At 38.8% G+C, this 25,942-nt stretch carries 25 protein-coding genes, 3 pseudogenes and 1 CRISPR repeat array; of the genes and pseudogenes, 14 read left to right on the top strand and 14 right to left on the bottom strand.

Features of this window, described 5'->3' with window-relative positions:
- Positions 1–104: 104 nt before the first annotated feature.
- Both IQ226_RS00140 and IQ226_RS00135 read right to left on the bottom strand, forming a co-directional pair.
- Entirely contained in the window at positions 105–260 is a 156-nt protein-coding gene (locus tag IQ226_RS00140; protein ID WP_193890610.1) for a hypothetical protein, read from the bottom strand.
- Between the two features lie 238 nt (positions 261–498).
- Positions 499–1,002: a hypothetical protein gene (locus IQ226_RS00135; protein WP_193890607.1), complete on the bottom strand. Its 504-nt coding sequence runs from the start codon at positions 1,000–1,002 to the stop codon at positions 499–501.
- 190 nt (positions 1,003–1,192) lie between these two features.
- Here IQ226_RS00135 and IQ226_RS25530 point away from each other — a divergent pair, with 190 nt between their 5' ends.
- The gene (locus IQ226_RS25530) at positions 1,193–1,315 is read left to right on the top strand and encodes a membrane protein (protein ID WP_035083073.1); all 123 of its coding nucleotides are present in this window, start codon (positions 1,193–1,195) and stop codon (positions 1,313–1,315) included.
- Between the two features lie 102 nt (positions 1,316–1,417).
- Positions 1,418–3,070 (top strand): MBL fold metallo-hydrolase, encoded by a 1,653-nt coding sequence (locus tag IQ226_RS00130; RefSeq protein ID WP_193890604.1) that lies wholly within the window; start codon positions 1,418–1,420, stop codon positions 3,068–3,070.
- 138 nt (positions 3,071–3,208) lie between these two features.
- On the opposite strand, the gene IQ226_RS00125 is transcribed toward IQ226_RS00130, so the two are convergent.
- The 6 genes from IQ226_RS00125 to IQ226_RS00100 all read right to left on the bottom strand — a co-directional run bounded on the left by IQ226_RS00125 (position 3,209) and on the right by IQ226_RS00100 (position 9,343).
- Positions 3,209–3,520: a DUF6679 family protein gene (locus IQ226_RS00125; RefSeq protein WP_027403878.1), complete on the bottom strand. Its 312-nt coding sequence runs from the start codon at positions 3,518–3,520 to the stop codon at positions 3,209–3,211.
- A gap of 545 nt (positions 3,521–4,065) precedes the next feature.
- Entirely contained in the window at positions 4,066–4,854 is a 789-nt protein-coding gene (locus tag IQ226_RS00120) for a Nif3-like dinuclear metal center hexameric protein (RefSeq protein WP_193890601.1), read from the bottom strand.
- Between the two features lie 36 nt (positions 4,855–4,890).
- Positions 4,891–5,967 (bottom strand): ACR3 family arsenite efflux transporter, encoded by a 1,077-nt coding sequence (arsB, locus tag IQ226_RS00115; RefSeq protein ID WP_370567052.1) that lies wholly within the window; start codon positions 5,965–5,967, stop codon positions 4,891–4,893.
- 225 nt (positions 5,968–6,192) lie between these two features.
- On the bottom strand, positions 6,193–7,455 hold the full coding sequence (gene arsJ, locus IQ226_RS00110; protein ID WP_193890598.1) for an organoarsenical effux MFS transporter ArsJ: 1,263 nt from the start codon (positions 7,453–7,455) through the stop codon (positions 6,193–6,195).
- Between the two features lie 120 nt (positions 7,456–7,575).
- Entirely contained in the window at positions 7,576–8,592 is a 1,017-nt protein-coding gene (locus IQ226_RS00105; RefSeq protein WP_193890914.1) for an ArsJ-associated glyceraldehyde-3-phosphate dehydrogenase, read from the bottom strand.
- A gap of 499 nt (positions 8,593–9,091) precedes the next feature.
- Positions 9,092–9,343, bottom strand: coding sequence for a hypothetical protein (locus IQ226_RS00100; protein ID WP_228039160.1), 252 nt, complete (start codon positions 9,341–9,343; stop codon positions 9,092–9,094).
- 11 nt (positions 9,344–9,354) lie between these two features.
- Here IQ226_RS00100 and IQ226_RS25795 point away from each other — a divergent pair.
- The 7 genes and pseudogenes from IQ226_RS25795 to IQ226_RS24810 all read left to right on the top strand — a co-directional run.
- A pseudogene (locus IQ226_RS25795) lies at positions 9,355–10,149 on the top strand (GUN4 domain-containing protein); the annotation flags it as partial.
- Positions 10,150–10,320: 171 nt separating this feature from the next.
- Positions 10,321–10,545: a DUF4258 domain-containing protein gene (locus IQ226_RS00090; protein ID WP_228039159.1), complete on the top strand. Its 225-nt coding sequence runs from the start codon at positions 10,321–10,323 to the stop codon at positions 10,543–10,545.
- Between the two features lie 17 nt (positions 10,546–10,562).
- Positions 10,563–10,793, top strand: coding sequence for a type II toxin-antitoxin system MqsA family antitoxin (locus IQ226_RS00085; protein WP_027403867.1), 231 nt, complete (start codon positions 10,563–10,565; stop codon positions 10,791–10,793).
- Between the two features lie 519 nt (positions 10,794–11,312).
- On the top strand, positions 11,313–11,729 hold the full coding sequence (locus IQ226_RS00080) for a XisH family protein (RefSeq protein WP_137907044.1): 417 nt from the start codon (positions 11,313–11,315) through the stop codon (positions 11,727–11,729).
- Entirely contained in the window at positions 11,717–12,052 is a 336-nt protein-coding gene (locus tag IQ226_RS00075) for a XisI protein (protein WP_137907043.1), read from the top strand. Before IQ226_RS00080 ends, IQ226_RS00075 begins: the two co-directional genes overlap by 13 nt.
- 139 nt (positions 12,053–12,191) lie before the next feature.
- The gene (locus IQ226_RS00070; protein WP_228039158.1) at positions 12,192–13,100 is read left to right on the top strand and encodes an IS982 family transposase; all 909 of its coding nucleotides are present in this window, start codon (positions 12,192–12,194) and stop codon (positions 13,098–13,100) included.
- 217 nt (positions 13,101–13,317) lie between these two features.
- A pseudogene (locus tag IQ226_RS24810) lies at positions 13,318–13,437 on the top strand (type II toxin-antitoxin system RelE/ParE family toxin); the annotation flags it as partial.
- 514 nt (positions 13,438–13,951) lie between these two features.
- Here the strand turns inward: IQ226_RS24810 and IQ226_RS00060 are convergent.
- Positions 13,952–15,010: a PstS family phosphate ABC transporter substrate-binding protein gene (locus IQ226_RS00060; protein ID WP_193890592.1), complete on the bottom strand. Its 1,059-nt coding sequence runs from the start codon at positions 15,008–15,010 to the stop codon at positions 13,952–13,954.
- 685 nt (positions 15,011–15,695) lie between these two features.
- Positions 15,696–16,787 carry an alanine dehydrogenase gene (ald, locus tag IQ226_RS00055; RefSeq protein WP_193890589.1) on the bottom strand — a complete coding sequence of 364 codons (1,092 nt, stop codon included), beginning with the start codon at positions 16,785–16,787 and terminating at the stop codon, positions 15,696–15,698.
- A 251-nt stretch (positions 16,788–17,038) separates the two neighbouring features.
- Here ald and IQ226_RS00050 point away from each other — a divergent pair, with 251 nt between their 5' ends.
- The 4 genes from IQ226_RS00050 (at position 17,039) to hemJ (ending at position 19,148) form a co-directional block, all read left to right on the top strand.
- Complete coding sequence (locus tag IQ226_RS00050) at positions 17,039–17,209, top strand: chlorophyll a/b-binding protein (protein ID WP_193890586.1); 171 nt, start codon at positions 17,039–17,041, stop codon at positions 17,207–17,209.
- A gap of 351 nt (positions 17,210–17,560) precedes the next feature.
- A complete protein-coding gene (locus tag IQ226_RS00045) occupies positions 17,561–17,854 on the top strand; it encodes a hypothetical protein (RefSeq protein ID WP_193890583.1) in 294 nt (97 codons plus the stop codon).
- 45 nt (positions 17,855–17,899) lie between these two features.
- Positions 17,900–18,478: an RdgB/HAM1 family non-canonical purine NTP pyrophosphatase gene (gene rdgB, locus IQ226_RS00040; protein WP_193890580.1), complete on the top strand. Its 579-nt coding sequence runs from the start codon at positions 17,900–17,902 to the stop codon at positions 18,476–18,478.
- An 82-nt stretch (positions 18,479–18,560) separates the two neighbouring features.
- Positions 18,561–19,148, top strand: coding sequence for a protoporphyrinogen oxidase HemJ (gene hemJ, locus IQ226_RS00035; RefSeq protein WP_193890577.1), 588 nt, complete (start codon positions 18,561–18,563; stop codon positions 19,146–19,148).
- Positions 19,149–19,633: 485 nt separating this feature from the next.
- Here the strand turns inward: hemJ and miaB are convergent, their stop codons facing one another.
- From miaB to IQ226_RS00020, 3 genes are all read right to left on the bottom strand, one after another.
- Entirely contained in the window at positions 19,634–20,995 is a 1,362-nt protein-coding gene (miaB, locus tag IQ226_RS00030; RefSeq protein WP_193890574.1) for a tRNA (N6-isopentenyl adenosine(37)-C2)-methylthiotransferase MiaB, read from the bottom strand.
- A gap of 296 nt (positions 20,996–21,291) precedes the next feature.
- Positions 21,292–22,557, bottom strand: coding sequence for a tetratricopeptide repeat protein (locus tag IQ226_RS00025; RefSeq protein ID WP_193890571.1), 1,266 nt, complete (start codon positions 22,555–22,557; stop codon positions 21,292–21,294).
- 112 nt (positions 22,558–22,669) lie between these two features.
- Complete coding sequence (locus tag IQ226_RS00020) at positions 22,670–23,338, bottom strand: 2OG-Fe dioxygenase family protein (protein WP_193890568.1); 669 nt, start codon at positions 23,336–23,338, stop codon at positions 22,670–22,672.
- 571 nt (positions 23,339–23,909) lie between these two features.
- Between IQ226_RS00020 and sfsA the strand changes: the two genes are divergently transcribed.
- A complete protein-coding gene (gene sfsA / locus IQ226_RS00015) occupies positions 23,910–24,635 on the top strand; it encodes a DNA/RNA nuclease SfsA (RefSeq protein WP_193890564.1) in 726 nt (241 codons plus the stop codon).
- Positions 24,636–24,922: 287 nt separating this feature from the next.
- A CRISPR array of direct repeats spans positions 24,923–25,550; the repeat unit is 36 nt; unit sequence CTTTCCATTACCACTTCCCCTAACGGGGATGGAAAC.
- Between the two features lie 131 nt (positions 25,551–25,681).
- On the opposite strand, the pseudogene IQ226_RS00010 reads toward sfsA, so the two are convergent.
- A pseudogene (locus IQ226_RS00010) lies at positions 25,682–25,942 on the bottom strand (IS701 family transposase); the annotation flags it as partial.

Genomic DNA, 25,942 nt, shown 5'->3' with positions numbered 1-25,942 from the left:
AGTCAGGCTTAACAAACCTGCCCGGAACTTAAGTTCCGGTCTCAAAGCTAAAGTGCATTAAAACGCACTCTGGTTAACTCAATTTTCAAAAATTATCCTATTTATTATGCTCCAACAATACCTTGTCCAAATCGAAAAAAGTCTTGATTTGTAGGTTGGGTTGAGGTACGTTCACGTTCGCGGAGCGTGGCGTTAGCCATAGTGTGGCGACGTAGGAGCCATAGCCATAACCCAACATGAGCGTCGGGTTGCGCTGTCATCTGAGTTCGGTGTTAGGAGTTTCTCCTTCGGAGACGCTACGCTAACGGAGTTATGATTTTTTCAAGGAGATCATAAGGGTTTGAGACTCATGGCGAGGTTTCCACAAATTATCTTATGTCGAACTCAGGTGCTGTCGCTTAACCTGACCTACAAAAAATGGACAAGGTATTGCTCCAACAGTCGGTTAAAACCGACTTTAGCTTTTAGACAGGGAATTTATTCCCTGGCTGAAAGGGACTACTGACTAATTTTATACTCCTGAGCCATGTGGTAAAACAAGCGATAGTAATTTTGAAAGTTTTGGACTCCGCTTTGTCCTTGCCAGTGATACTCTAAGTTCTCTTGGCTAATAGTCAATTTGATTACAGTCACCTTTTCCCCAGCCTCTACAGCCAATACCCCAGAAAAACCCTGATGAGTCTGAAAATTAGGGACTGGCTGAGAACTTTTAGTTAAGGATTTTAATACAGTTTTACTTGCATAGGCACGAATTTCTACGTTTTTTTGGTTTGGTGGCACTAAAACAACACCATCACTATTGTCTGGGTTTCCTAACACCTGCCAAGTATGCGGATAAGGAAACTCAAAACCATAACGCTTATTTCTATATATATTCCATCTTTGATCTTGAATCTGGGGGTCATTAACATTACACCCCCAAGAGGTCATCCCAATCCCCACACTGCAAGCAATGGCGCACAGCGACTTGTTTATTTGTACTGCACCCCAGGGCTGTTTCATTCTAAAATTTGATATTTTATGTGTTTACAGAAATACATTGTTTGAGGATTCAGGGGTTTTATCTGATGAACCGCTAATGCTATATTTACATAGATCCCAAGCATAGTAAAGATTTTCTGTTGATTCTGTCCAAATGCAAAAACAGGATATTAAGATCAGAAAGTCTGAAGTTAAGGGGATCAAAAAATCAATGGATATCAAACTAATTTTAGTGGGTTTAACTGTTATATTTACAGTTTCGTGCTTATTCTTTGGTACGAAAAATGGCTTCTATGATTCCGATAACTATCATGGTAACGGTTCTGCACATTAACAGGGGTGACAACTTAGGTTTCCAACTTTTTTGAACTTTGCAGAGGAATATTGCCTAAAAGTCAACTTTCTCAGCCAATAGTTTGATTGAAGGGAGGAGCAAATGATGAATAATATATCAATTGATGCTGGAACAACAGCTAGTGAGTTGGAATGCTTTCCCTATAGTGTTCAGCATCAAGACGAAGGTGTGTGTCTACTGGTCAGGATGGGACCACACCGGATTATGTTAGATTTCGGCTTGACAAATATTTCCCCTGTAGCACAGGAACTGACTCAATCGGCACATCATGGAATGCCAGCGGATTTAGTTCTAATTAGTCATGCTCATTCAGATCATGCTAGAGGTTTATTAACACTACATCAAGCTTTTCCCCAATTACCTATATATGCTAGTGAGGTGACGACGAAGTTATTACCGCTAAATTGGCTAGATGAAGAACTACCAGGAATTGTATCATTTTGTCAGGCTTTACCATTGCGATCGCCTGTGGAAATCAGAGAAAATTTAATAGTAGAATTATTTCCCGCAGGTCATTTACCCGGTGCTGTGGCGATTCTCCTCACTTACCACACCCCCAACCGTGATTATAAATTACTTTACACCGGTGATTTTTTCCTATCCAATTCCCGTTTAGTCGAAGGGTTGCGACTAGATGAACTCCGGGGTTTAAATTTAGACGTGCTATTAATTGAAGGTAGTTATGGTACATCTCGTCATACCCATCGTCGTCACCAAGAAAATCAACTAGCAGAAAGGATTCATCGCGCCATTAGTTCTAGTGGCACAGAGAAAAACAATTCAGTAATTTTACTAACCCCAGCATTAGGGTTAGGTCAAGAATTACTCATGCTTTTACGTTCCCATCACCACTTTACAGGTCGAGATTTAGATATTTGGGTTGATGGTGCTGTAGCTGCTGGTTGCGATGCCTACTTAGAACTTTTACCCCATCTCCCCGCCGCCGTCCAAAATTTTGCCCGACACCAACCTTTATTTTGGGATGAACGGGTAAAGCCTCGTGTCAGAAGATTAAAGCCGGAAAATCTAGCCACTTTAGGGACATCTCCTTGTATTGTCCTCACGGAATCTTCCGCAGATCTACGTAAATACTGCCAACCTAACACAGGCAATTGGTTGATTCTTTTACCGGAAAAAATTGATCTTCCCGTTAACTCAGAATATTTAGCGCCAACGCAATTTGAAAGTTATCTTTTAGCGCAACATAGTGATGGACCAGGAACAACCCAGCTAATTCATAATTTACGACCCCAGCACGTTATTTTTGTGCATGGTTCTCCCAGCTATCTAGCAGATTTAACTTGCTTAGAAGAGCTACAAAACCGCTATCATGTCCACTCACCAGCAGCTGGAACTCTAGTAGAATTACCAATTGGGGAAACATTTTTACAACCTGCTGCCCCAGAAACTAATTATGAGGGAGAGTTGACGGAATTAGGTACTGTTATTACCATCACTCTCCCTGGTACAGTAACAGCAGACCCCCGCTGGAGACAATTCGCTGATACGGGTTTAATAGAAGCGCGTTGGCAGGGTGAAGAGTTGGTATTGCGGGGGTTATCCCCACGAGAACTTGTAAACCCCAATCATCTTCGCCCTAATTCGAGTGATGTTGCGTGCTGTGGTAGCTGCCGACACCAAAGGGGGCAACGGTGTTGGAATCCCGCTGCCCCCTTATATAATTTCAAAGTTACCCTTGACGGATACTGTCCTGCTTTTGAACGCTTGACGTGAATTTAGTTTAGGAGCGTTTAATCAGCTATTAGCAATCAGCATTGAGTTAATTTTGGGTTTAATTCCGTCACCTCTACAGGTGGAATGTTGCTGAGGTGGGGTTTAAATCCTCTTGTTAACAACACGCTGACGGCTCTTTTAATCTGGATTTAGGTCAGTATAAGGGTTAGGAATACGCTCTGCTTCTGGACATTCTTCAGTTGTTAGCGGATCTATGTTACCGCGTTGCACTGAAGCTAATTTTTGAGTAACAGATCCGATGCTTTCAAGACGAACCATCTCCTCCCAAGAACAAACTTCATCTTCTTCGTCTGTCTCATAGCGTAAAGTCACTAAATCGCCCTCGATATCAATGATGCGGGCCCGCTCTATCCAGCGTTGCTGATCCCGCAAAAAAACACATACCTCCCGCCCGTCGCAACACAGTTGATAAATTTTGCGGTGTAGCATGTAGTGCTTCTGCCTTTTTATACAACGTAGTTAAACCTGTCAAATTCGGGTTTTATCCCCATAATATCAGCCTCTAAGAGGTGAATTTCGCGGTGAGAACCCAGTAAGTTCAGTGACTCAATTTTACCACTTATTTTTAGTCATTAGTGTTAGATGAAATTTTGGGTCTTAAGCTTTAGTTTACCGCATTAGTTGAACAGCTATAGCAACTGTTAACATCTACAGACATTTTTCTTTGATTTGGCGTTTCCACAGGGAAAGTTACTTATCCCTGGCAGGACTGCTTTAGCAATAAAATCGTCTGAACATAACATAGCTTTTTACCTTTTAACTAGACTATCTAGCCAAGTACAGACAAACCAGTGGCTGATCTCTAAAAGATTTTCGCCAGGGTTATAATCTGTATTATATGAAAATGATAACATTGTTTCTGATTTCTTAACCGTGAATAATTTTTCTTGTATAAATTTTTGAATAAGATCCCCAGGGCGTTACGGAAGCAAGATGTAAGTATTACTTGGTCTGAATAGTTTACGGTGATCTAACTAGGGTAAAAACTGGCGGAAATCTTCATCTTGCTGGCTCAATTTGACCCAATCTAAGTTAAAGGCTTGAAATTTCTGGACTAGGCGATCGCACGCGGGGCGTTCTGTGGCATAATGTCCAGCATCAATTAATACAAGATTACGATCACGACTTTCTTGGAATTGATGAAATTTGCAGTCAGAGGTTAGGTAAACCTGAGCATTAGTTTTGACTACTGCTGAAATGTAACCTGCACCTGAACCACCTAAAACAGCTACCCGGGAAATTTGCTGTTGTAAATCAGCCATTGGCGAAAAAATTAAATGGGGCGGGTTTAATTGAGATTGAATATTGTTAATTAATTCTTGTAATGTCAAAGTAGGTTTTATATTTCCTACACGCCCATAACCTAAACCTGATTGAGTAGGGACAATGGGTGATACCTGTTTAAGTTCAAGAATTTGGGCTAAAACGTCAGCAGTTCCATCTGCTACTTGGTCAAAATTAGTATGGGCGGTGTAAATTCCGATGTTATGGGCAAAAGCTAACCGCACCATTTCTGTTAAAGCGTCCCCAGTGCGGAAAGATTTGGGGGGATGAAAAATGAGGGGGTGATGGGCAAATATAAGATTAGCATGGAGAGCGATCGCTTCCTGCATAACGGCTAAAGTCGGAGTTAAACACACCAAAACCCGTGCTTCTGTAGACAAAATACCTGGTTCTACTTGCCAACCGCAATTATCCCAGCTTTCGCACCAAGCCGGATTGGCCCATTCTTCAAACCAAGTAATTAAATCAGTAACTTTCATTAAATTCAAATAAATCAATAGATTAAACGTATTTAATTATAATCCTACTGGTGGAGATAACCTAAAAAAATGTTTCTTAATCCAAAAAGATACATTGACTAAACTAATTAAGACTGGCACTTCTACCAATGGTCCAATGACAGCAGCAAAAGCCACACCAGATTTAATTCCAAATACAGAAATAGCGACGGCTATTGCTAATTCAAAATTATTACCAGCAGCAGTAAATGCCACACTAGCAGCTTTTGCATAGTCGGCTTTAATTTTCCATGCTAGGTAAAAAGCACTCAGGAACATGAATAGAAAGTAGATAATTAGGGGAATGGCAATGCGGACAACATCCAGAGGAATCTGCACAATCAAATTACCCTTTAAACTAAACATGACCACGATAGTAAATAAGAGAGCAATTAGAGTAATGGGACTAATTTTGGGAATAAATTCTTGATGATACCACTGCTTACCTTTAGCTTTCATTAAAATAAAGCGAGTCATAAATCCAGCCAGAAAAGGAATACCTAAATAGATAAAAACGCTGTTAGCAATTTCCCTAATACTGATATTTACAATAGTTCCTTGTACGCCAAATAAAGGCGGTAAAATCGCCAAAAAGAACCAAGCATAAACGCTGTAAAATAAAACTTGAAAAATACTATTAAAAGCAACCAGTCCGGCTGTATATTCAGTGTCTCCCTTAGCTAATTCACTCCAGACAATTACCATAGCAATACAAGGGGCTATTCCCACCATAATTAACCCAGTCATATACTCAGGTTTATCACGTAAGAAAAGCATAGCCAGCGTAAACATGACTATTGGGGCAATTATCCAAGTTAGTGATAACGATAGTCCAAGAATTTTTTTATTCCGAAATACGTCTGGTAATTCTTCATATTTTACCTTTGCCAATGGCGGGTACATCATCAAAATTAAACCAATAGCAATTGGGATGTTAGTTGTTCCTACTTGGAAATGATTGATAAAAACTTCTACTGTGGGGAAAAAATACCCTAAACCCACTCCAGTTGCCATTGCTAGAAATATCCACAATGTCAAAAAGCGATCCAGAAAAGAAAGGCGTTTGATAATTGGTTTTTTAGTTATATATTCCACTTAATTGACCTCTATAAATTTAGTTTCAGATCCCCGACTTCTCCAAGAAGTCGGGGATGTTGTTGTCATTATAAAATGTGTATTTATTACAAATTATTATTTAGGCAAGCGGCAAAAAATTTCACCAATTGCCCCCTATCAAACTTAAACTCAAATAGATTTTGGAGTCATCCAACTACGGGATGATATACCTGTTTATATGGCATATCTTTAAACTGAGAAATATTAGTCTCCGTCTCCAGCTTTCCAAGCTATAGCTTTACTAGGTTGAGGATTAGGTAACTTCAGAGAAACTAAACCTGCTGCGAATACGAAGAACATTGATGTCCACAGACAACCAACTAAGCCAAATATTTGATAAACCAAACCAGATAACACTGTCCCCACAAGACGACCACCGGAGTTTGCCATATAGTAAAAACCCACATTTAAGGCAACTTTATCATCATCAGTAAATGCTAAAACCAGATAGGAATGGACAGCGGAATTGAAAGCAAATACGACACCAAAAACGAGAAGTCCAGCAATAATTACGATATTAGCAGGTAAACCTAATTGTAATGCCAGGGCGATCGCACCGGGAACAGCCGTTAATGTAAATGTCCAGAATCGAATAGTTTGAGATTGAGGTGGACGACCAGAACCAAATCGCTGCATGAGTGTTGGTGCTAAAAATTGAATAATCCCATAACCAATCACCCAACAAGCTAAAAATCCCCCCACTTGATAAAAAGACCAGCCTAATGTACCCCGTAAAAACACTGGTAAAGCCACAACAAACCATACATCTCTAGATCCAAATAAAAAGAATCGCGCCGCCGAGAGAATATTGATTTCTGCGCTTTTAGAGAAAAGTTGGCTAAATTTAACCTTTTTCTTGATTTTACCCATGGCTTTGGGCAGCATTAACCCAGAAAACATAATTAAAGCCAGTCCCCCAGCCATAATCCACAGGGAATTAATAAAACCCACAGAACTAAGAAGGGCGCTACCAAGAAAGAAACCAACACCCTTTAAAGCATTCTTAGAACCTGTGAGTACAGCCACCCACTTAAACAAAGAAGATTGAGCATCTTGAGGCACAACCAAGCGAATGGCGCTTTTAGAACTCATCTTCGTTAAGTCCTTAGCAATTCCCGAAAATGCCTGTGCAACCATCACATAAACGACTGAAAGCCACTGCGCCCACCCTGGATTCAGAAAAGACAGCATAATTAAAGAAAACACCTGTAATCCAATCCCAGTATAAAGAGTTACTTTTAACCCAAACTGAGAACCAATCCAACCGCCGAGAAAGTTTGTAACAATTCCAAATACCTCGTAAAACAGGAACAGAAAGGCAATTTGGATAGGTGTATAACCAATTTTATTAAAATAGAGCAAAACCAACATTCGCAAAGCCCCATCAGTCAAAGTGAAGCCCCAGTATGCCAGTGTCACCAGAATATAATTCTTGAAATTAGAATTAGAAGCAGTAGTAGAAGCCATGATTAAAAATTCAAAATCGTAAATACAAACTAAAATTCTCTCTCCGTCTCTGCGCCTCTGCGCCTCTGCGTGCAAAAATCTTTAATGGGGGAGGACCGAAAACCCACCCCTAGAAAACCATTATTTCTGCAAACTTAAAGCCACCTTTCGCGCTAATTCAGTCATGCGGTTAACATAACCCCATTCATTGTCATACCAAGCCAAGATTTTCACTTGAGTTTCATTGATAACCATTGTCGAAAGGGCATCAATAATTGCAGAATGAGGATCATCTTTATAATCAATAGAAACTAAAGGACGTTCTTCATAACCCAAAATTCCTATTAATGGTTCTTGTGCAGATGCAGTTTTCAATAGATCATTAACTTCGGCTATTGTGGTCGGCCGCACAACTTCAAATACACAATCAGTGAGAGAAGCATTTAACAAAGGTACACGCACGGCTAAACCATTTAATTTACCATTCAATTCTGGATAAATTAACCCAATAGCTGTGGCTGAACCTGTGCTAGTGGGAATTAACGACATACTTGTAGCCCTAGCCCGACGCAAATCTTTATGAGGTGCATCTACAATAGTTTGAGTATTAGTATTGTCGTGAATTGTGGTAATTACTCCGTGTTTAATTCCTAAACCTTCATGAATTACTTTTACGACTGGGGCTAAACAATTAGTAGTACAAGAAGCTGCTGTTAATAAATGATGTTTATCAACTTCATAGAGGTGATCATTTACCCCCATGACAATATTTAAAGCCTCTTGTTTAACAGGTGCAGCAACAATTACCTTCTGCACACCTCTTTTAAAATAGGGGTCAAGGGTAGCGGGGGTTCTAAACTTACCAGAACATTCCAAAACTATATCAACCCCAAAATCTTCCCAAGGAACTTCACCTGGTTGGGAATATTCAGTAAAACTCAGGGATTTACCATCAATAACAACTTGGTTTTTGACCGCTTCTACTTCTGGTGTCCAACGCCCATGTACAGAATCAAATTTGAGTAAATGTGCTGCGGCTTCTGTTCCACCTTTGGTTTCGTTAATGTGGACAAATTGTATTTCTGGGTAATCCCAAGCAGCACGAACGGACAATCTACCCATGCGCCCAAATCCATTAATTCCTACTTTAATTGTCATTTCAAAAAAAGTTGATATGTTAATATTGACTCTAGCATCAGATGTAAACATTAATCAAGGAAAATTGATGTATTGTTTATGCACAGCAGAAAAAATGTTTTTAGCCGCTTGCTAGTTGCCAGCATTAGCAGACGTTTGTTCACCAACCTCAATCCGAGTAACGGGTTTTGGACTAAAGTGAAGTAAAAGCTTTTTCCTAGTTGCAGATAGAACGGTTGTGTAAAGAGCGATCGCCCAAACCGAAGTAACAATTAATCAGCTAATCCAAGCTACTTACTTAACCAGAGTAGCCGGATTAAGTTTAGTGCATATTTTGAACAGCAAGGTATAAGGCGGTTGTTACCAGAAGCAAAATCAGCAGAAGTTGTAGTTTAACCTTTCATATCCCCGACTTCTTCAAGAAGTCGGGGATTTTGAATCTCTCAAGAAAATCCACATCCTGTAAATCCTCAAATCCTGGATATCCTGATTCAGACAAATAAAATTCCTAGATATATCATCAACTATTCACCCAACTTCTGAAAGCCTTTAATGTTGCATTTCTTCCTGTAGTTCGACTTTTTTCTAAATATTGAGGAATGACTTCAATTAAAGGTAAATCAGGAAAATTTAAACTAGATTTCGATTCCACATAAACACCATCTTGTAAAAGATTAATTTGCAAAATTCCGTTTTCAAACCGCCATACTTCAGGAACTTTCAAACCTTGATATATATTCAAATGGGTACGGGAAGTAATATCAATTTCCAAAGCTAAATCTGGAATATCGTCGCCAAGGGAGTTTTGGACCCCATACCGATGTTTATGCTTTAGCTGCTACTTTATATTATCTGCTCACGGCTGATAGACTCAACAAAAAGGGTGAATTTAGTCCAGTACCCGCAACGAACCGGAAATATGATGATGAACCTTTACCAGCGCCAAAACATTATAATTCTCGCATTAGTCAGAGGGTGAATGATGCTATTTTAGCAGGGATGGAAATAGAACCGGAAAACCGGACTCCGACGGTGTTGAAGTTTCGGGAAAATTTGGGTTTGGTAGTTCAACAACCCATTAATTTTGATATTCAACAACCCATTAATGTAGAGACGTTCCATGGAACGTCTCTACAAACATCTAATATGGACTACAGGAAACTGCGTGACTACCTCGCACAAGAAAAATGGAAGGAAGCAGACGAAGAAACAGCACGGGTAATGTTAGCAGTTGCGAAGCGGGAAAAGGAAGGTTGGTTAGGTGATAAAAGTATTGATAATTTTCCCTGTGAAGACCTTCGCACAATTGACCAATTGTGGGTAAAATACAGTGGCGGTAAGTTTGGTTTTTCTGTGCAGAAACGAATTTATCAAGGTTTTGGTGGAACGAGAGAATATAATAGGGAAATATGGGAGAAGTTCGGGGACAAGGTAGGATGGAGAAAAGGAGGCGACTGGTTGTACCACAAAGATATTACTTTTGACAAGAAAGCACCAGAAGGCCACCTCCCTGGTAGTAGGTCAGGTTGGGTAAGGTGGTGGTGGTTCTTCTCTCGCGTCCAGACTTGTAAACTGTAACATTTAAGGGTTACAGAAAATTATTAAGTCAGAATCAGGATGTCCAGGATTTTAGGATGTACAGGATTGTGATACTATACATTACCTATCCTGAAAACCAACATAAATCATGTCATGTTTGATGAAATATTACAAAGAATAAGAGAAAAAATTACATCACTTCAATATGTAATGACACTTCATGCAGAAGAAGAAATGAACAATGATAACTTAACAATATATGACATCGAACAAAGTATCCTGAATGGTGAAATTATAGAACGTCAAAAAGACAGAATTACCGCAGAATCAAAATATCGCATTAGAGGAGTAACCACCGATGGTGTAGAAATTGAAATTATCACTAAACTCAGTCTGAGCGGAAAATTAGTTATCATTACAGTATATACAGTTTAAAATCAGGTAACAGAAATATGAAATGCGACATTTGTAATAGCGAAGGTGTACATATCCGCAACATTACCAGAACTTATGGGAAAGGAGAAGAATTACTAATAATTGAAAATCTACCTATTATTAGTTGTCCTCATTGCGGTGAAAGTTACATGACAGCAGAAACATTACATAAAATTGAACAAATTAAACTCAACCGCAAAAATCTTGCAGTTGCACGTTTTATAGATGTTGTAAGTTTGAGTGCGTAGAATGTGTTAGGAATGCGTTAATTGTCACAAATCAGGTGGTTATCGAGCGAAGTCGAGATAATATCCAGGATTAAAGGATGTACAGGATGGTAATTTATAGATGGTTTGTTTGGTGATGAAAGTTGTATTTGTCTGAATCAGGATATCCAGGATTAAAGGATGTACAGGATGGTAATTTATAGATGGTTTGTTTGGTGATGAAAGTTGTATTTGTCTGAATCAGGATATCCAGGATTAAAGGATTAACAGGATTTTCAGGATATTAGTTTATAGATGGTTTAAATTATTCAAAAACAATCATTCAAAAACATCCTGAAAAATCCCCAAGTTCCCACCAAAAATCATCCAACAACATCCTGAAAATCCTCAAATCCTGGACATCCTGATTCAGACAAAAAAATCCCCAACTCCCCACAAAAATCATCCAACAACATCCTGTACATCCTCAAATCTTCGACATCCTGATATGGCTAACGCCACACTTCGCTATCATACAAATAAATTAAATCCTAAATAACTATGTCAGCAAGAGATTTATTTCATCAAGCAGTTGTCAACGCATTATTAAAAGAACAATGGTTAATTACTCATGATCCTTTAGAAATTCAGCTTGAGGAAACAAAACTTAAAATTGATTTAGGTGCAGAAAGACTAATAGCAGCAGACAAAGGAGAGGAAAAAATTGCTATAGAAATCAAGAGTTTTGCAAGCAATTCTCCCGTAAGTGATTTTCATACAGCATTAGGACAATTTCTCAATTATCAAATTATTTTAGAAGAAACTCAATCAGAACGAGAATTATATTTAGCTGTTCCCAATGATACTTATATCTCCTTCTTTCAAACTCGACTTGCTAAAATAGCAGTAGAAAAATATAACATTAAAATTATAGTATATGATCCAATAGCGGAGGTAATTGTCAAATGGCAAATTTAGAACATTATCGTCAATGTATTCAAACCATTCTCAAAGAACATGGCAAATACAAACCAAAATATGATGAAATAGATAATGAATTAATTTTTGATACAAATAATGATCATTATCAATTAATGTATGTAGGATGGAATGGATTCCAAAGAATTTATTACAGCATCATTCATTTTGACATTAAGAATAACAAAATCTGGATTCAACAAAATACAACAGAAACAGATTTAGCTCAAGAATTAGTCAATATGGGAGTACCAAAAGAGGATATTGTTTTTGGTTTACAACCACCATACAAACGTCCTTATACTGGTTATGGGGTAGCTTAATTTCTATTTCTTAAGAAGTCGGGAATATAACCAACGCCATGATATTATTACCATGATACGCCTTATGTGAGTTGGAGTAGTAAAAAAGAAGGGGAAACCGCAAAATAAAGGTAACTACACCAAAGCTTGAGGTATCCCCATGAATATGATAGACGGTTCGAGCCTGTTGACAACGATTTTTGTATTAGTAGATGATTGGTATCAGCAACAAGGCTATCGTTATGTACCGTTACTGTCAGGTCCACTACCAAGATTCACGGATAGTGAAATGCTAACATTATTAGTAGCAATGGATTTTTTCCCCTACCCAGGAGAACAACAATTTTTGGGTTTCGTGCGAGCAAACTACTTGAGTTTATTCCCGAAACTGCTAGTACAGAGTCAGTTCAACCGCCGAGCTAGACGATTGGAGGGGATGCTCGAAGAACTTAGACGTTTTTGGGTTGTGGAATTGGGAGCAATTTTTGAGCGCACCTTATTGTTAGATACAAAACCATTACCAGTTGTAGGCTACAAGCGTGATCAAGATCGAAGTGATTTCACAGGTAGTGCTGATTATGGGCGGTGTGCCAGTCGAAGTATGAATTACTTTGGCTATAAACTGGTACTCATCAGTACCCTAACTGGAATCCCTTTAGTTTACTCCTTAGTGCCAGCTAGTACGGATGAACGTCTGGCGGCAGAATCTGTTTTAGACTGCGTTCGTGGCTGTCGCATCTTGGCTGATAAAGGATTTATTGGTGGTCAATGGCAGAGTGATATTTTCAAAACTACAGGTAATCAAATTTTTACTCCTAAACGAGCTAACCAACTTCAACAACAACCAAAAGCCTTTGAAGGTTTATTAAACAGCCTCCGAGAGCGTATTGAAGGTGTATTTCATGAGGTACAAAATACTGGACGTAATTTGGAACGTCTGTTGAGAAAGAAGGTTGACGGTCTCTGCGTCCATGTTGCCGCTAAAATGACCAGTCATACTCTGCGGATTTTGCTGCGTCAGCGTTTTGGTATTGATGTTCTTACTTTTGAACAACATCCAATCTCTTAACTCACATAAGGCGTATGATATAATTAAATTAATCTTCACCATATCTACAAGGGTATGATAATCTGGCAACCATATTAATTATACTGTTGTTATTAGTATTGATGCAGGGGAGTTTTTTGAATCTGCTTCTGCTATTTTACAACGGAAATTAGATAGATGTTTTGATCGTTTAAAAAGTTAATCCTCGTAATCATCCTAATATAAAACTCTCAAAGGTGAGTTATCAGGTTATTATCGTTATCGAGTAGGTGACTATAGAGTTATTTATGAAGTTAATGATGATTTAAAATTGGTAACAGTTGTTTTTATTGCCCATAGAAGTCAAGTTTATGAATAGCTTGTAGGGTGCGTTAGGATAACTAAAAGATTATAAAATGTACACATAAATTAACTACGCGACGTAACGCACCATTAATATGGTCACAAATCAGGATAACCGGGATTGAAGGATTGACAGGATGGTAATTTATAGATGGTTTAAATTATTCAAAAACAACCATTCAAAAACATCCTAAAAAAACCAACTTCCAAAAAACAATCATCCAACCACATCCTGTACATCCTCAAATCCTGGATATCTTGATTCAGACAAATAAAATCAACTTTACTCTCGCAACTCAGGGAAGTGGATTTTTGAATACTTCAGTAAATCATGATCAAATTCTCGCTGAACAAATATATTCACAATCATTGCCACCTAATACACCTTGAGAGCTATAATTGCTGACGCTGGACTACTTTATGCTGCTGTAGATGTAGATGATCAATATCATCAGCGTTCAAAAACCCAAATACAAAGAATCAATGGAGAAAACTTAAGAATCCTAATTTCCTTTCCTGTTTATTAATTACTAAAATTGCTTTTGTTTGCGTAACAATTGCCCAAGAGTTAGGTTAAACTCCGATTTACCACCAAATACTGTTCCGGCTTTGCCTTTATACAAGTGGATAGAATTAAGTTTGTAAGCTTCCTCTGATAAGGGAACATAGCCAACAGAACTGACTATTTTTGCCGCATTTTTAATGTAGAAATCCGTAAGGTTATACACCAAAGTCTTGTTTTTACTAGACCGAAGATTGACATATATGAATAGAGGTCGAGAAAGTGGTTGATATTTGGCTTTTTCTACTGTTTCTGGTGATGGTAAAACAGCACCTTTACCACTATTAACTGCTAAAACTATTAACTTATCTTTGTTTTCTTGGTAGTAGGCATAACCAAAGTACCCTAAAGCATTAGGGTCTTTATTAACACCAGTAACTAAAACTTCATCATTTTCACTGGCTGTGTAATCTTTGCGACTGGCTTTGGCTTTACCGACAATTGCTTCGGTAAAATAATCATAAGTTCCAGACTTACCACCAGGACCATATAATTTAATTGGGCGGTCTGGCCAAGAAGCTCGGACTTGATTCCATTTTGTAATTTTTCCTTCAGCCGCAGGTTCCCAGATTTTTTTCAATTCGGCTACTGTAATGTCTTTTGCCCAAGTGTTTTGGGGGTTAACAGCAATGGTTAGGGCATCAAAAGCTACGGGTAATTCCATGTAACTTACGCCATTTTTCTTACAAGCTGCCATTTCTGACTGGTTAATTGGCCGAGAAGCATTATTGATGTCTATTTTACGAGTACAAAATTTTTCAAACCCACCGCTAGTACCGGAAATATTTACTTGTATTTGACTATTATTTTTCAGGTTGGCTTGGTATGCTTTGGCTATGGCCTGGGTAATGGGATATACGGTACTAGAACCATCTACTTTGATAAGTGCGTCAGTGGCAGAGTTAGTAACTTTTGTCGCTGCATTTGGTTTTTGAATATTTTGGGCAAGACCAAGCATATTTGTAAAACTGCTTGTCAATGCTAGTATTCCGAAGGTTAAGACTAATTCGCTTGCTGTTTTATTCACTGATTTCACCTGTATAATTAGTGAGTAGACTATTTGTCCTATGTACTCATTATTTCAAAAAAAGTTGATATGTCAATATTTAATTTACCATCAGATGTAAAAATTAATCAAAAAAAATTGATGTATTGTTTATATAATGTTTTTAGCTGCTTATTTTTTCCAGCCTCAATCTAAGCAGCAAGTTTTGCAGAGAAGAACTAATTGACGGGTAAATAAATTTTTCCTCTTCCTTTCGGGGTCTTTGCGTCCTTCGTGGTTCATTTCTAGGACTTACGCACGCTCACTAATTTACCATGATATGAATGAACGAAATTGCGTCGTTTTCGGCTTTGGGAATAACTTATTGAGTAGGGTGCGTCAGATAGAGGGAATCTGTTTTTTTGTCAAAATATCGTGTCTGACGCACCCTACAAGGGATAAAATTTACCTCACATATTTGGGGAATCTTGTCAATGCGTAAATCCTAATTTCTTCTTTATCCGTCAAAATTTATTTGACAGACTACTAAGCTGTTGTGCATTTAGTTTGTATAATTCTAGCGGGCAAGATGCCCGCACCACAAAGTTCAAGTAAGTTATGGTTATCAAATTTAGCTGCGTAACAGCTTAGTACAGAAGTAGTCCGTAGGGGCGCAGGGTCTGCGCCCAGTCAGGAATCACAAGGAAGAAGGAATAAAAATTCCCAATTACCCAACTAAATCGGGAAACATTTCTTGGACAGCAGGATGTACAAGACGATGATTTTGGACGTTTAAACCTTTTCCTAGGGCTGGGTTAATGTCTAAAGCTTTTAGTCCCAGATTTGCTAATTGGACGGTATAGGGTAAGGTGCAGTTGTTGAGGGCTTGTGTGGATGTCCAAGGAACTGCTCCTGGCATATTAGGAACGCCATAATGCACGACTTCCTCATCAATGTATACTGGTTTAGTATGAGATGTAGGATGTAATGTTTCAACGCATCCACCTTGATCAACGGCGACATCTACAATCACTGAACCGGGTCGCATTTGTCTAACTAGTTCACGAGATACGAGAATGGGGGCTTTTTTACCAGGAATTAAGACTGCACCAATGAGTAAATCGGCATCTTTGACGGCGGCTTCAATATGGGCGGAGTTGCTGTAAAGTAGTTCTACTCTCGAGCCAAAGAGGGTTTCTAGGTAGGATAGACGTTCTACGTTGACATCTAAGATTTGCACCATTGCACCCATACCGACGGCGATTTTAGCGGCTTCTGTACCGACGACTCCACCACCTAAAATTACGACTTTACCAGCCTTGACTCCGGGGATACCGCCTAAAAGTACGCCTCTGCCTCCTTGTTGACGTTCTAGGAATCTTGCGCCAAATTGTACGGCTAACCGACCAGCAACAATACTCATGGGGGTGAGTAAGGGGAGTTTATTTGCTCCTGGTTGTTCTACGGTTTCATAAGCGATCGCACAAGTGCCACAATCAATTAAATATTCTGTTAACTGGCGATTCGCCGCTAAATGTAAATAAGTAAATAACAATTGCTCTTTTTGCAAAAATTGATACTCACTTACCAAAGGTTCTTTTACCTTAACAACTAACTCCCGATTCCAAGCAGCATCAGCAGTATTGACAATTTCTGCACCAGCGTCGCGGTAATCTTCATCAGTAAATCCCGCACCAGTACCAGCGTCACTTTCTACAAAAATATTATTACCATTTTCCCGTAATACCCGAACACTGGAAGGACTTAAACCCACTCGAAATTCTTGATCTTTAGTTTCCTTGGGAACACCAATTTCCATTGATAGCCTCTTATTATTTGATTGTTTCACTTTAGCGTGCCAGTACCTAGCTGATTATTTCCGTATTCAGTAATTCAAAATGCCAAATTTTTATTCCTCCTCACGCCACACCTTGACTAATTCACCAGTCTTCTTACAATAGATAAAGAATAATTAAAAATTGTTAAGTACCGACGACCATCTTCAGCAATTTACTTGAAAAATCTCTGTAAATTTTTGTTTGCCAATTATCAACAAAGGAATCACTGATTATGACACAACAACAACCAACCATTACCCCCAAATTAGAAGACCCCAAGTTTGGCTTCAATGAATATGCTGAACGTTTAAATGGTAGAGCGGCAATGATTGGCTTTATTTTCATGATAGTAATTGAATACGTTACCAATCAAGGTGTACTTGCATGGCTTGGTTTAAAGTAGACTTCTAATTTGGGGTTACTGATAGCTTGACAGACCAATAGTCTAATAAAGTATGAATTGGGTGTAGAGACGTTCCATGTAATGTCTCTACATTAGTTTTTAGTGGATTTTTGTCCTCCCAGTCCGTCTCCCCAAATTAACTGACTGGCTCAGTCCTAGTACAATAGAAATAACTGTGATGATCCTCGAAGCAATCACTTCTGTGGGTGTTAATTACCCTACTCTCTTTTTTGCCAAAGGAAATTACAATCATTTATGCTATTATTTGCCTTTGATGAAACAAACAAACTGTAGTTGGGATATCCTGAGTAAATTTATACAAAAACTCTAATTGGAACTAAGTAAGCTGTGATGAATGCCGTATTACCCCGTTTTTTAAAGTCAGCCTACCGCAAAGAACCTATCATTAGTGCGTTGATAACAGTGGGAACAATAGATGCTCTAATTGGTGGTTTGGATGATAGTTGGTCACTTTTCACCTTTGGTTTAGGAACAGCCGGAATAGCCCTCGTCTTTAAATTATGGCGAATGCAGCAACGTCCAACTTTACCAGAAGAACCTGTTGCACAATATTATTTACCTCCTCAGTCTTCCGCTGACCCTTTGCCTGTATTAAAGGCTTCTAAGAAGAAACCCCGTCAGTAGTAAAACTAATATAAATTAGGGCGGGGAAACCCCGCCTAATAACCAATGAATAAATTACTCGTAGTAGCGACAGGAAACCCCGGAAAATTGCAGGAAATGCAAGCTTATTTAGCTGATTCTGGTTGGGAATTAGCTTTAAAACCGGAAGATTTAGATGTGGAAGAAACGGGAGAAACCTTTGCGGAAAATGCTTGTCTGAAAGCCTCAGAAATTGCTAAAGTTACGGGTAATTGGGCGATCGCTGATGACTCTGGTTTAAAGGTAGATATCCTCAATGGTGCGCCAGGGGTGTATTCTGCTCGTTATGGAAACAGCGATACAGAACGGATTGAGAGGTTATTAAGAGAATTAGGTGATCAGGAAAATCGTCAAGCTCAATTTGTGTGTGCGATCGCAGTTGCAAATCCTCAAGGAGAAATAGTAATTCAATCTCAGGGTATTTGTCACGGTGAAATTTTGTTTTCACCTTCTGGAGATGGTGGTTTTGGTTATGATCCGGTTTTTTATGTACCAGAGAAACAATTAACTTTTGCCCAAATGAGGACGGATTTAAAAAAATCAATTAGTCATCGTGGTAATGCTTTAAAAGCTTTAGTTCCCCAGTTAATTAAAGTTTTGAGTTGATAAATTAAGAATTGAATCACCTTAACCTGATAATGAGAGTAGATGCAATCATTTGTAAATTGATAAAGGTAGGTTACAATTCATGGCGTATTCGTGGTTTAAAGCATTTCACATTGTTGGCTTTGTGGTTTGGTTTGCGGGGTTATTCTATCTAGTGCGGTTGTTTATTTACCACGTTGAAGCCAACCTTGAACCAGAACCAGCAAGAACGATACTGAAGAATCAGTATCAAATCATGGAAAAGCGTCTTTACGATATTATTACCACTCCAGGAATGTGTGTAACGGTAGCAATGGCTATGGGAATCCTATCTACAAACATGGAACTGTTGCAAGAACCTTGGTTACATTTCAAATTAGGTTTTGTAGGGATTTTAATTGGCTATCATTATTACTGCGGTAGATTAATGAAGCAGTTAGCAGCAGGTGAATGTAAGTGGACTGGTCAACAATTACGCGCTTTCAATGAAGCCCCGACGCTGTTATTAGTGGTAATTGTGATGTTGGCTACATTCAAGAATAACTTACCCACAGACCTCACCGCTTGGTTAATTTTTGGTTTGGTGATTTTCATGGCTGTGAGTATTCAACTTTACGCCAAAATTCGCAGACGCAATCAAGAAAAGCTCACATTACAAGCACAAGAGGAGTCAGGAGTAAAAGCTTTTTAGCTAGTTTAACACTACTCACTGGTGTCAAATGAGGCTAGAAATACTTTAACAAGCTCAGTACAAGTAGGTTATTTATTTGGCTGCAACATTCCCGCCCGGAACTTGAGTTCCGGTCTCAAAGCTAAAGTGCGTTGAAATGCACTCTGGTTAATTCAAAATCACAAATTATCCTATTTAGGGTTTGCTGAAAAAGTTATCTGTGAGGACTAGGAGTCAGGAGTCAGGAGGAAGAATTAGAAGGAGATAAGAATAGTATCAAATTCCAGAAAATGATAGCTTTTTAATGGTTTCAATGCTTATTCCTTGCACCTAATTCACTTTTTTAACCCAGAGACTCTTAATATATCTAGGTTTTCGGTTTATATGGCTAACGCGCCACGCTACGCTATCAGCAAGCCCTATTTATGCTAAAGTAGTCGGTTTTAACCGACTTTAGCTTTGAGACAGGGAATTTATTCCCTGGCTTGAAGGGACATCAATTTACGTTAAACTGTAACGGGTTGACGAACTTCTACTGCTTCTCCTGTTAAACTAAAAGCGCGAACTTCGGTAATTTTCACCTTGACTATTTGCCCTTTGAGGCGATTAATATCACCAGTAAAGAATGTCAGCCGATTTCCCCCAGTTCTTCCCATGACTTGATTTGTGTCTTTGTTATTTTGAGCTTCTACTAACACTTCTTCAATTCGACCAAAATAACGTTGCGATCGCTCTGCTGCTTTGATATTAACTAAATGGTTCAATCTTTGCAAGCGATCGCTTTTAACTTCCTCACTCAGTTGATGATCCCACAAAGCCGCAGGTGTGCCAGGACGAGGTGAATAAGCCGCAGTATTCACTAAATCAAACCCGATATCTGCCACCAATTGCAAAGTATTTTCAAACTGTGTTTCTGTCTCACCAGGAAAACCCACAATCGCATCAGCACTAATTGACGCATCCGGCATATACCCTCTAATAGTATTAATAATCCGGCGATATTTTTCCTGAGTATAGCCCCGTGACATAGCTTTTAAAAGCTCATTATCCCCAGACTGAAAAGGAATGTGAAAATGTTCGCAGACTTTGGGCAACTCTGCACAAGCTTTAATTAATCTTTCCGTAAAATAACGCGGATGACTGGTAGCAAATCTTATACGTTCAATACCCGGTACATCATGGACATAATAAAGTAAATCTGTCAATGTGTGCAGGTGACGACCTTCGGCGGTAGAACCAGGTAAATCCCGTCCGTAAGCATCAATATTTTGACCCAGGAGAGTAATTTCCTTATATCCTTGTTTTGCTAACTGTTCGATTTCCCCACGCACTGCTTCCGGTGTCCGAGACTGTTCCACACCGCGCACATTGGGAACAACGCAATAAGTACAACGTTCGTTACAACCATAAATAATATTTACCCAAGCAGTTACCTGACTATCCCGACGCGGCTGGGTGATATCTTCAAAAATATGCACTTCTTCAGTAGCGACAACTTGATTACCAGCAAAAACCGACTCTAGCAAATCTTTGAGACGGTTAGCGTGTTGGGGTCCCATTACCAAATCCAATTCTGGCACACGCCGCAGCAAAGCTTCACCTTCCTGTTGGGCAACACAACCAGCAACAATCAAAGTTAAATCAGGTTGTTCCTGCTTGCGTTTGGCTTGTCTACCTAAATAAGAATATACTTTTTGTTCCGCATTATCCCGAATGGTGCAGGTATTGTAAAGAATTACATCTGCTTGGTTTGGGTCATCTGACCATTCAAAGCCCATGTCTTCTAAGATACCAGCCATGCGTTCAGAGTCTGCCTTATTCATTTGGCAACCGAAGGTGATAATGTGGTAATGGCGGTTAGTGGTCATGGGAAATTACGCTTAGTTAGTAATGTATATCAAGTCTGTTTTCTATTCTATATAAGAATCTTATCTTATTTGGATGACATTTTCAGGAGTGTGCGGTTGTTAATCCACTTAGACATCTTCAGAAATTAAATATGCGTTTTCCAGAACTCTTGTAGAGACGTTCCATGGAACGTCTCTACATTCTTTTTCATCAGATGCCTAATGTATGCGGTTTGTAGTGGATAATGGAAATCTGTCGCTCAATACTTGGGGGAAAGACATCGCTAAAAGTGCTGGGTATTTGAATAGTATATCTTCTAATTGCGATCGCTCTCTAATTGATCAATGACTCTTTGTAAATACCAATCATCGGACATTCCCGGACAATGATATTCTTGTTGTTGAATCAAGCGTTTGGCAATTTCCCATTGTCCCCCCACTAACCGCAACAATCGCTGACGTAAAACTTCATATTTCTGATGATTAATTACAGGCTGGGATGTTTGAATTTTTTGTAACTTATTTAATACCTGTTGATAATTTTCCCAGTCTTCTTGTTCACAATAAATACTCGCTGCTTTTTGATAATCGGCTACAGCCTTTTGGATTTCTTCTAACAATGTATAGGCAAGACCACGATTATAGTAAGCTGGAGCATAATCATGATTTATCTGCAATGCTTGATTATAATCTTGAATTGCATTCAAACAATTACCCATTTCTCGATAAATATTACCTCTAGCAACATAAACTAAAGGATCTTCAGGCTGCATTTTTAAAGCTTGGTTTAAATCCGATAATGCACCCTGATAATCACCAATTTGGCAACGGGCTTTCCCTCGGTTACGATAAACAATGGCATCTTGAAAATCTAGTTTCAGCGCTTGATTAAAGTCAGTAATTGCTTCTCGATAATTACCCAGTTTACACTGAATTACACCGCGACAGCAATAGGCTTGAGCATCATTAGGATCAGCTTTTAATACCCAGTTTAAATCAGCGATCGCTTCTCTAGTTTCTCCCTGTTCTGCCTTAGTTAATAATTGCTGAAAATATTGATTAGTGGAAGTAATAGATACAGCTACAGACTTATTTATTTGTTGTTCTGGTTTTTGAGGTGGTTGTAATTGTTTGATTTTTTGCAAACAACTTTGACATTTTTCCTTATCTTTTTGTTCTAGATATAATTCGGCTGCTTTCTTAAAATTAACAATAGCATCTTGAATATGTCCTTGTTTGCGGCGGACAATCCCCCGTAAATCATAAGCAGCAGCATCATCAGAATCCAGCCGAATTGCCCTTTCTACATCCTCCAAGGCACCAGGAAGATTTTTTAATGCTAATCTGGCTAAAGCCCGAAAATAACAGGCTTCTCGACTATATTCATCTAGTTTTATAGCTTCAGTATAATCATAAACAGCTTGGAGAATTGCCCCTGAATCATAATATGCTAGACCCCGTTGAATATATGCTTGACTAAACCCAGGATTTTGTTGAATAGCAGCGGTAAATTCTCCTATCGCGCCAGCATAATCTTGTTGTTTAGCCTTTTCTAATCCCCGGTTATAAAATTCTTCATTCATATTCCTAATTGGTAATTGGCAAAAATCAATTACTTGTCACTTTAAGTATATAACAATTTAACAAGATCCCCGACTTCTCTGAGAAGTCGGGGATCTGAATATTGATCGCAAGTTAATCAGTAATTAAACTAGGAGAAGTAATTACAAAGACATCCATATTTCCCATGCCGGGATTTTGGGTTTTTATGGGAGTTGCAAAATGGAAAAATTCACGATCATTGACTAAAAACAGTTCCCCAGGTTGGAGAATTTTGTTAAAAACCGGCTTTTCTTTTTTAGCAGTGTATACATGAGTTTCTCCACCTTGAATATTATCTCTATCTACAGAAAAGATGCCAATAAAATCACTACCATCCCGGTGAATACCTTCAGGTGCAGGATGTCCTAGATGATTTGGTAAACAGCTAATTCTAATTTGATGAACACCAATATCTGCCTCTGGATATAATTTACAAGCATCACAGAATGCGAAAATCAGATTCTTAAAAATCTCTAGTTCTATGAGTGCATCATCTAATTCTGCAAACTCTCTTTTAATATTTCCTAATAAGGGATTATATTTTCCACTTTGTAATAGATATCCATGAGGCAATTTAACCAATTTATCTCCAGAAACTTTAAATCTGGATAATCTGCGGGAACGATATTCACCATTAACGTAGGGGTCAATTGGTAAATTCTCAAAAAATGGTCGAAAACCTGCTGTATTAATCGAGTTTACTTTTCTCAGAGTGAACAGAAAAGCATATTCTAATTCTGTATAGAGTGAGACTTTTTGCATAGGATATTTTTCCTTGCATTGGTAAATGCTACCATATTTAGGGTTTGCTGAAAAAGTTATCTGTGATAGCGCAGCGTGACGTAAGTCATGGGCTAGGAGTCAGGAGTCAGGAGTCAGGAGGAAGAATTAGAAGAATAGTCTTGAATACAAGTGATAGATTTTTGCTAATTTCAACCCTTATTCCTTGCACCTAATTCACCTTTTTCACATTCAAACTCTTGATATATATAAGTTGTAGCTTTATATGGCTTACGCCACGCTACGCTATCAGCAAGCCCTATTTATCTAAATGGTAAGCTGTGATATCTATTATATTTAATTTCTCTAAAAAATATCGTAAATTTGACTACAAAAGTTACTTATTTATGATGCAAATTAAACTTTTTCGGTAAGATCCCCGACTTCTTTTGTTTATTATGTCCACAAACCATAAATTGATTTCAGAAGTCGGGGATCTGTTCATGGTATAATAAAATCCCCGACTTCTTTTGTTTATTATGTCCACAAACCATAAATTGATCTCAGAAGTCGGGGATCTGTTCTAAATCAATGCTCTACTTATTTATGACTAATGATTGATTGGCTCTATAACTACCCCACACTCTATCCTGGCATTTTACTGAAACGCTACAAGCGGTTTTTTGCTGACGTTCAACTGGACTCTGGAGAGGTAGTAACAGCACATTGTCCGAATACGGGACCAATGACGGGAGTTTCTACTATTGGTAGTGCTGTACAAGTTTCTAAAAGCGATAATCCTAACCGTAAGTTAGGTTATACATTAGAGTTAATTCAAGTTAATGATAATCAAAAAGCTTGGGTGGGTGTAAATACGGCTTTACCGAATCGGGTGATTAAATTAGCTTTAGAAAAACGTTTATTTCCAGAGTTGGGTGAATATGAACAGGTGAAGGGTGAAGTTGTTTATGGAAAAGATCGCAAAAGTCGGATAGATTTTTATTTGATGGGTAGTGCTGAACAACGCCCAATTTATTTAGAGGTAAAAAATACAACTTGGTGTCAGGGAACTTTAGCCTTATTTCCCGATACAGAAACCACCAGAGGACAAAAGCATTTACGGGAATTAATGGAAGTTTTACCCGCAAGTCGGTCGGTAATGCTGTATTTTATTAATCGAGGTGATTGTGTAGAGTTTGCACCTGGAGATACAACAGATCCCGTATATGGTCAGTTGTTGCGAGAAGCGATTAAACTGGGTTTAGAAGTTCTCCCATGTCGGTTTGATATTTCTCCTGAAGGTATTCGTTATTTGGGTTTAGCAAAACTGAAGATTTAACACCCATGCCGAAAATCTTTGTTACAAATAGATGGCTGGCTTGTGGATAAATTCTTGACAATTGCCGCAGTGTTATATACAATTAATACAATGTGTTGAAATTTTTCGACACACCTCGCCCGAACCTTGAAAACCCTATAATTTCGTTGAGGTGTGTCGCCTGCTTACACAGCAAAGACTTCAGCCTCCAAAATCTGCCGCCGGCTAGGAAATTTTTTCAATTTTTTAGAGGTGTGTCGATTGGGGTATCTGAAACCCTTGCTCAGTAAGGTTTCCAGAAGTGAACTCTTTCCATTACCACTTCCCCTAACGGGGATGGAAACATTTTAAATCCACGTCACCTCCTTGAGGGGAACGTGGACTTTCCATTACCACTTCCCCTAACGGGGATGGAAACTTGGGTCGAACACGTTAGAAAGGCTAAGGTTCGCCCCTTTCCATTACCACTTCCCCTAACGGGGATGGAAACACTTGTTTCTGATCTCACTGGGTAGTTTTTGGAGACTTTCCATTACCACTTCCCCTAACGGGGATGGAAACTGTTTCTTCTGTCTCTCTGTTATTGGCAAATTTTCCGATATTTCCTTTCCATTACCACTTCCCCTAACGGGGATGGAAACAAGCCCGGTACCGCCCGTGGGGGCGTTAATGACACCCAGACTTTCCATTACCACTTCCCCTAACGGGGATGGAAACACTTGTCTGCGGATTAGCCGACTTTGTTAGGGTGCTTTCCATTACCATTTCCCCTAACGGGGATGGAAACTTTTCATCATCTGGGCGCCCATCGCATAAGATAAACTTTCCATTACCACTTCCCCTAACGGGGATGGAAACATTTCTTTTGCCTGAAAAAGATTGAGCGTAGCTTGGTTCAAACTTTCCATTACCACTTCCCCTAACGGGGATGGAAACTAAAAACATGATTTGATGGAAATTATTATTTAGAAAGCAGACTAATTAATTTCTTTGCGCCTTTGCTTCTTTGCCTCTTTGCGCGAAACATTCATTAATATTAGGACTTACGCATTGACAAAAAAATGAATCTATGTTGATGAAGCAGCACAAGCATTGGTAAGATTGTCCACAATGTAGTCGCGCACAACTAAAGTGAATAAGTTTCTTTGCACTTCATACCAATTAGAAATTATGTTTTCAGAGCGCATTTTTTCTAAACGAGCAAATGCTTGAAGTGAACAAAATATGTGTGTTTTGATTGCTTGGCTATCTCTCACCATAAATCGACAAATTCCACATACTTGTTTAATGGCTCTGTGAAAACTTTCAATTCCCCAATGGGTATCATG

Origin of the sequence: Dolichospermum sp. LEGE 00240, assembly GCF_015207875.1 — a bacterium.
GTDB lineage: Bacteria > Cyanobacteriota > Cyanobacteriia > Cyanobacteriales > Nostocaceae > Dolichospermum > Dolichospermum gracile.
Note: the sequence above shows the minus strand (reverse complement) of the source record. Positions and strands in the feature narration are given on the sequence as shown.

Coding starts and splice junctions, on each gene's coding strand:
- IQ226_RS00140 (WP_193890610.1), bottom strand. CDS start 260: ATGACAGCGCAACCCGACGCTCATGTTGGGTTATGGCTATGGCTCCTA.
- IQ226_RS00135 (WP_193890607.1), bottom strand. CDS start 1,002: ATGAAACAGCCCTGGGGTGCAGTACAAATAAACAAGTCGCTGTGCGCC.
- IQ226_RS25530 (WP_035083073.1), top strand. CDS start 1,193: ATGGATATCAAACTAATTTTAGTGGGTTTAACTGTTATATTTACAGTT.
- IQ226_RS00130 (WP_193890604.1), top strand. CDS start 1,418: ATGATGAATAATATATCAATTGATGCTGGAACAACAGCTAGTGAGTTG.
- IQ226_RS00125 (WP_027403878.1), bottom strand. CDS start 3,520: ATGCTACACCGCAAAATTTATCAACTGTGTTGCGACGGGCGGGAGGTA.
- IQ226_RS00120 (WP_193890601.1), bottom strand. CDS start 4,854: ATGAAAGTTACTGATTTAATTACTTGGTTTGAAGAATGGGCCAATCCG.
- arsJ (WP_193890598.1), bottom strand. CDS start 7,455: ATGGCTTCTACTACTGCTTCTAATTCTAATTTCAAGAATTATATTCTG.
- IQ226_RS00105 (WP_193890914.1), bottom strand. CDS start 8,592: ATGACAATTAAAGTAGGAATTAATGGATTTGGGCGCATGGGTAGATTG.
- IQ226_RS00090 (WP_228039159.1), top strand. CDS start 10,321: ATGACACTTCATGCAGAAGAAGAAATGAACAATGATAACTTAACAATA.
- IQ226_RS00085 (WP_027403867.1), top strand. CDS start 10,563: ATGAAATGCGACATTTGTAATAGCGAAGGTGTACATATCCGCAACATT.
- IQ226_RS00080 (WP_137907044.1), top strand. CDS start 11,313: ATGTCAGCAAGAGATTTATTTCATCAAGCAGTTGTCAACGCATTATTA.
- IQ226_RS00075 (WP_137907043.1), top strand. CDS start 11,717: ATGGCAAATTTAGAACATTATCGTCAATGTATTCAAACCATTCTCAAA.
- IQ226_RS00070 (WP_228039158.1), top strand. CDS start 12,192: ATGAATATGATAGACGGTTCGAGCCTGTTGACAACGATTTTTGTATTA.
- ald (WP_193890589.1), bottom strand. CDS start 16,787: ATGGAAATTGGTGTTCCCAAGGAAACTAAAGATCAAGAATTTCGAGTG.
- IQ226_RS00050 (WP_193890586.1), top strand. CDS start 17,039: ATGACACAACAACAACCAACCATTACCCCCAAATTAGAAGACCCCAAG.
- IQ226_RS00045 (WP_193890583.1), top strand. CDS start 17,561: ATGAATGCCGTATTACCCCGTTTTTTAAAGTCAGCCTACCGCAAAGAA.
- rdgB (WP_193890580.1), top strand. CDS start 17,900: ATGAATAAATTACTCGTAGTAGCGACAGGAAACCCCGGAAAATTGCAG.
- hemJ (WP_193890577.1), top strand. CDS start 18,561: ATGGCGTATTCGTGGTTTAAAGCATTTCACATTGTTGGCTTTGTGGTT.
- miaB (WP_193890574.1), bottom strand. CDS start 20,995: ATGACCACTAACCGCCATTACCACATTATCACCTTCGGTTGCCAAATG.
- IQ226_RS00025 (WP_193890571.1), bottom strand. CDS start 22,557: ATGAATGAAGAATTTTATAACCGGGGATTAGAAAAGGCTAAACAACAA.
- IQ226_RS00020 (WP_193890568.1), bottom strand. CDS start 23,338: ATGCAAAAAGTCTCACTCTATACAGAATTAGAATATGCTTTTCTGTTC.
- sfsA (WP_193890564.1), top strand. CDS start 23,910: ATGATTGATTGGCTCTATAACTACCCCACACTCTATCCTGGCATTTTA.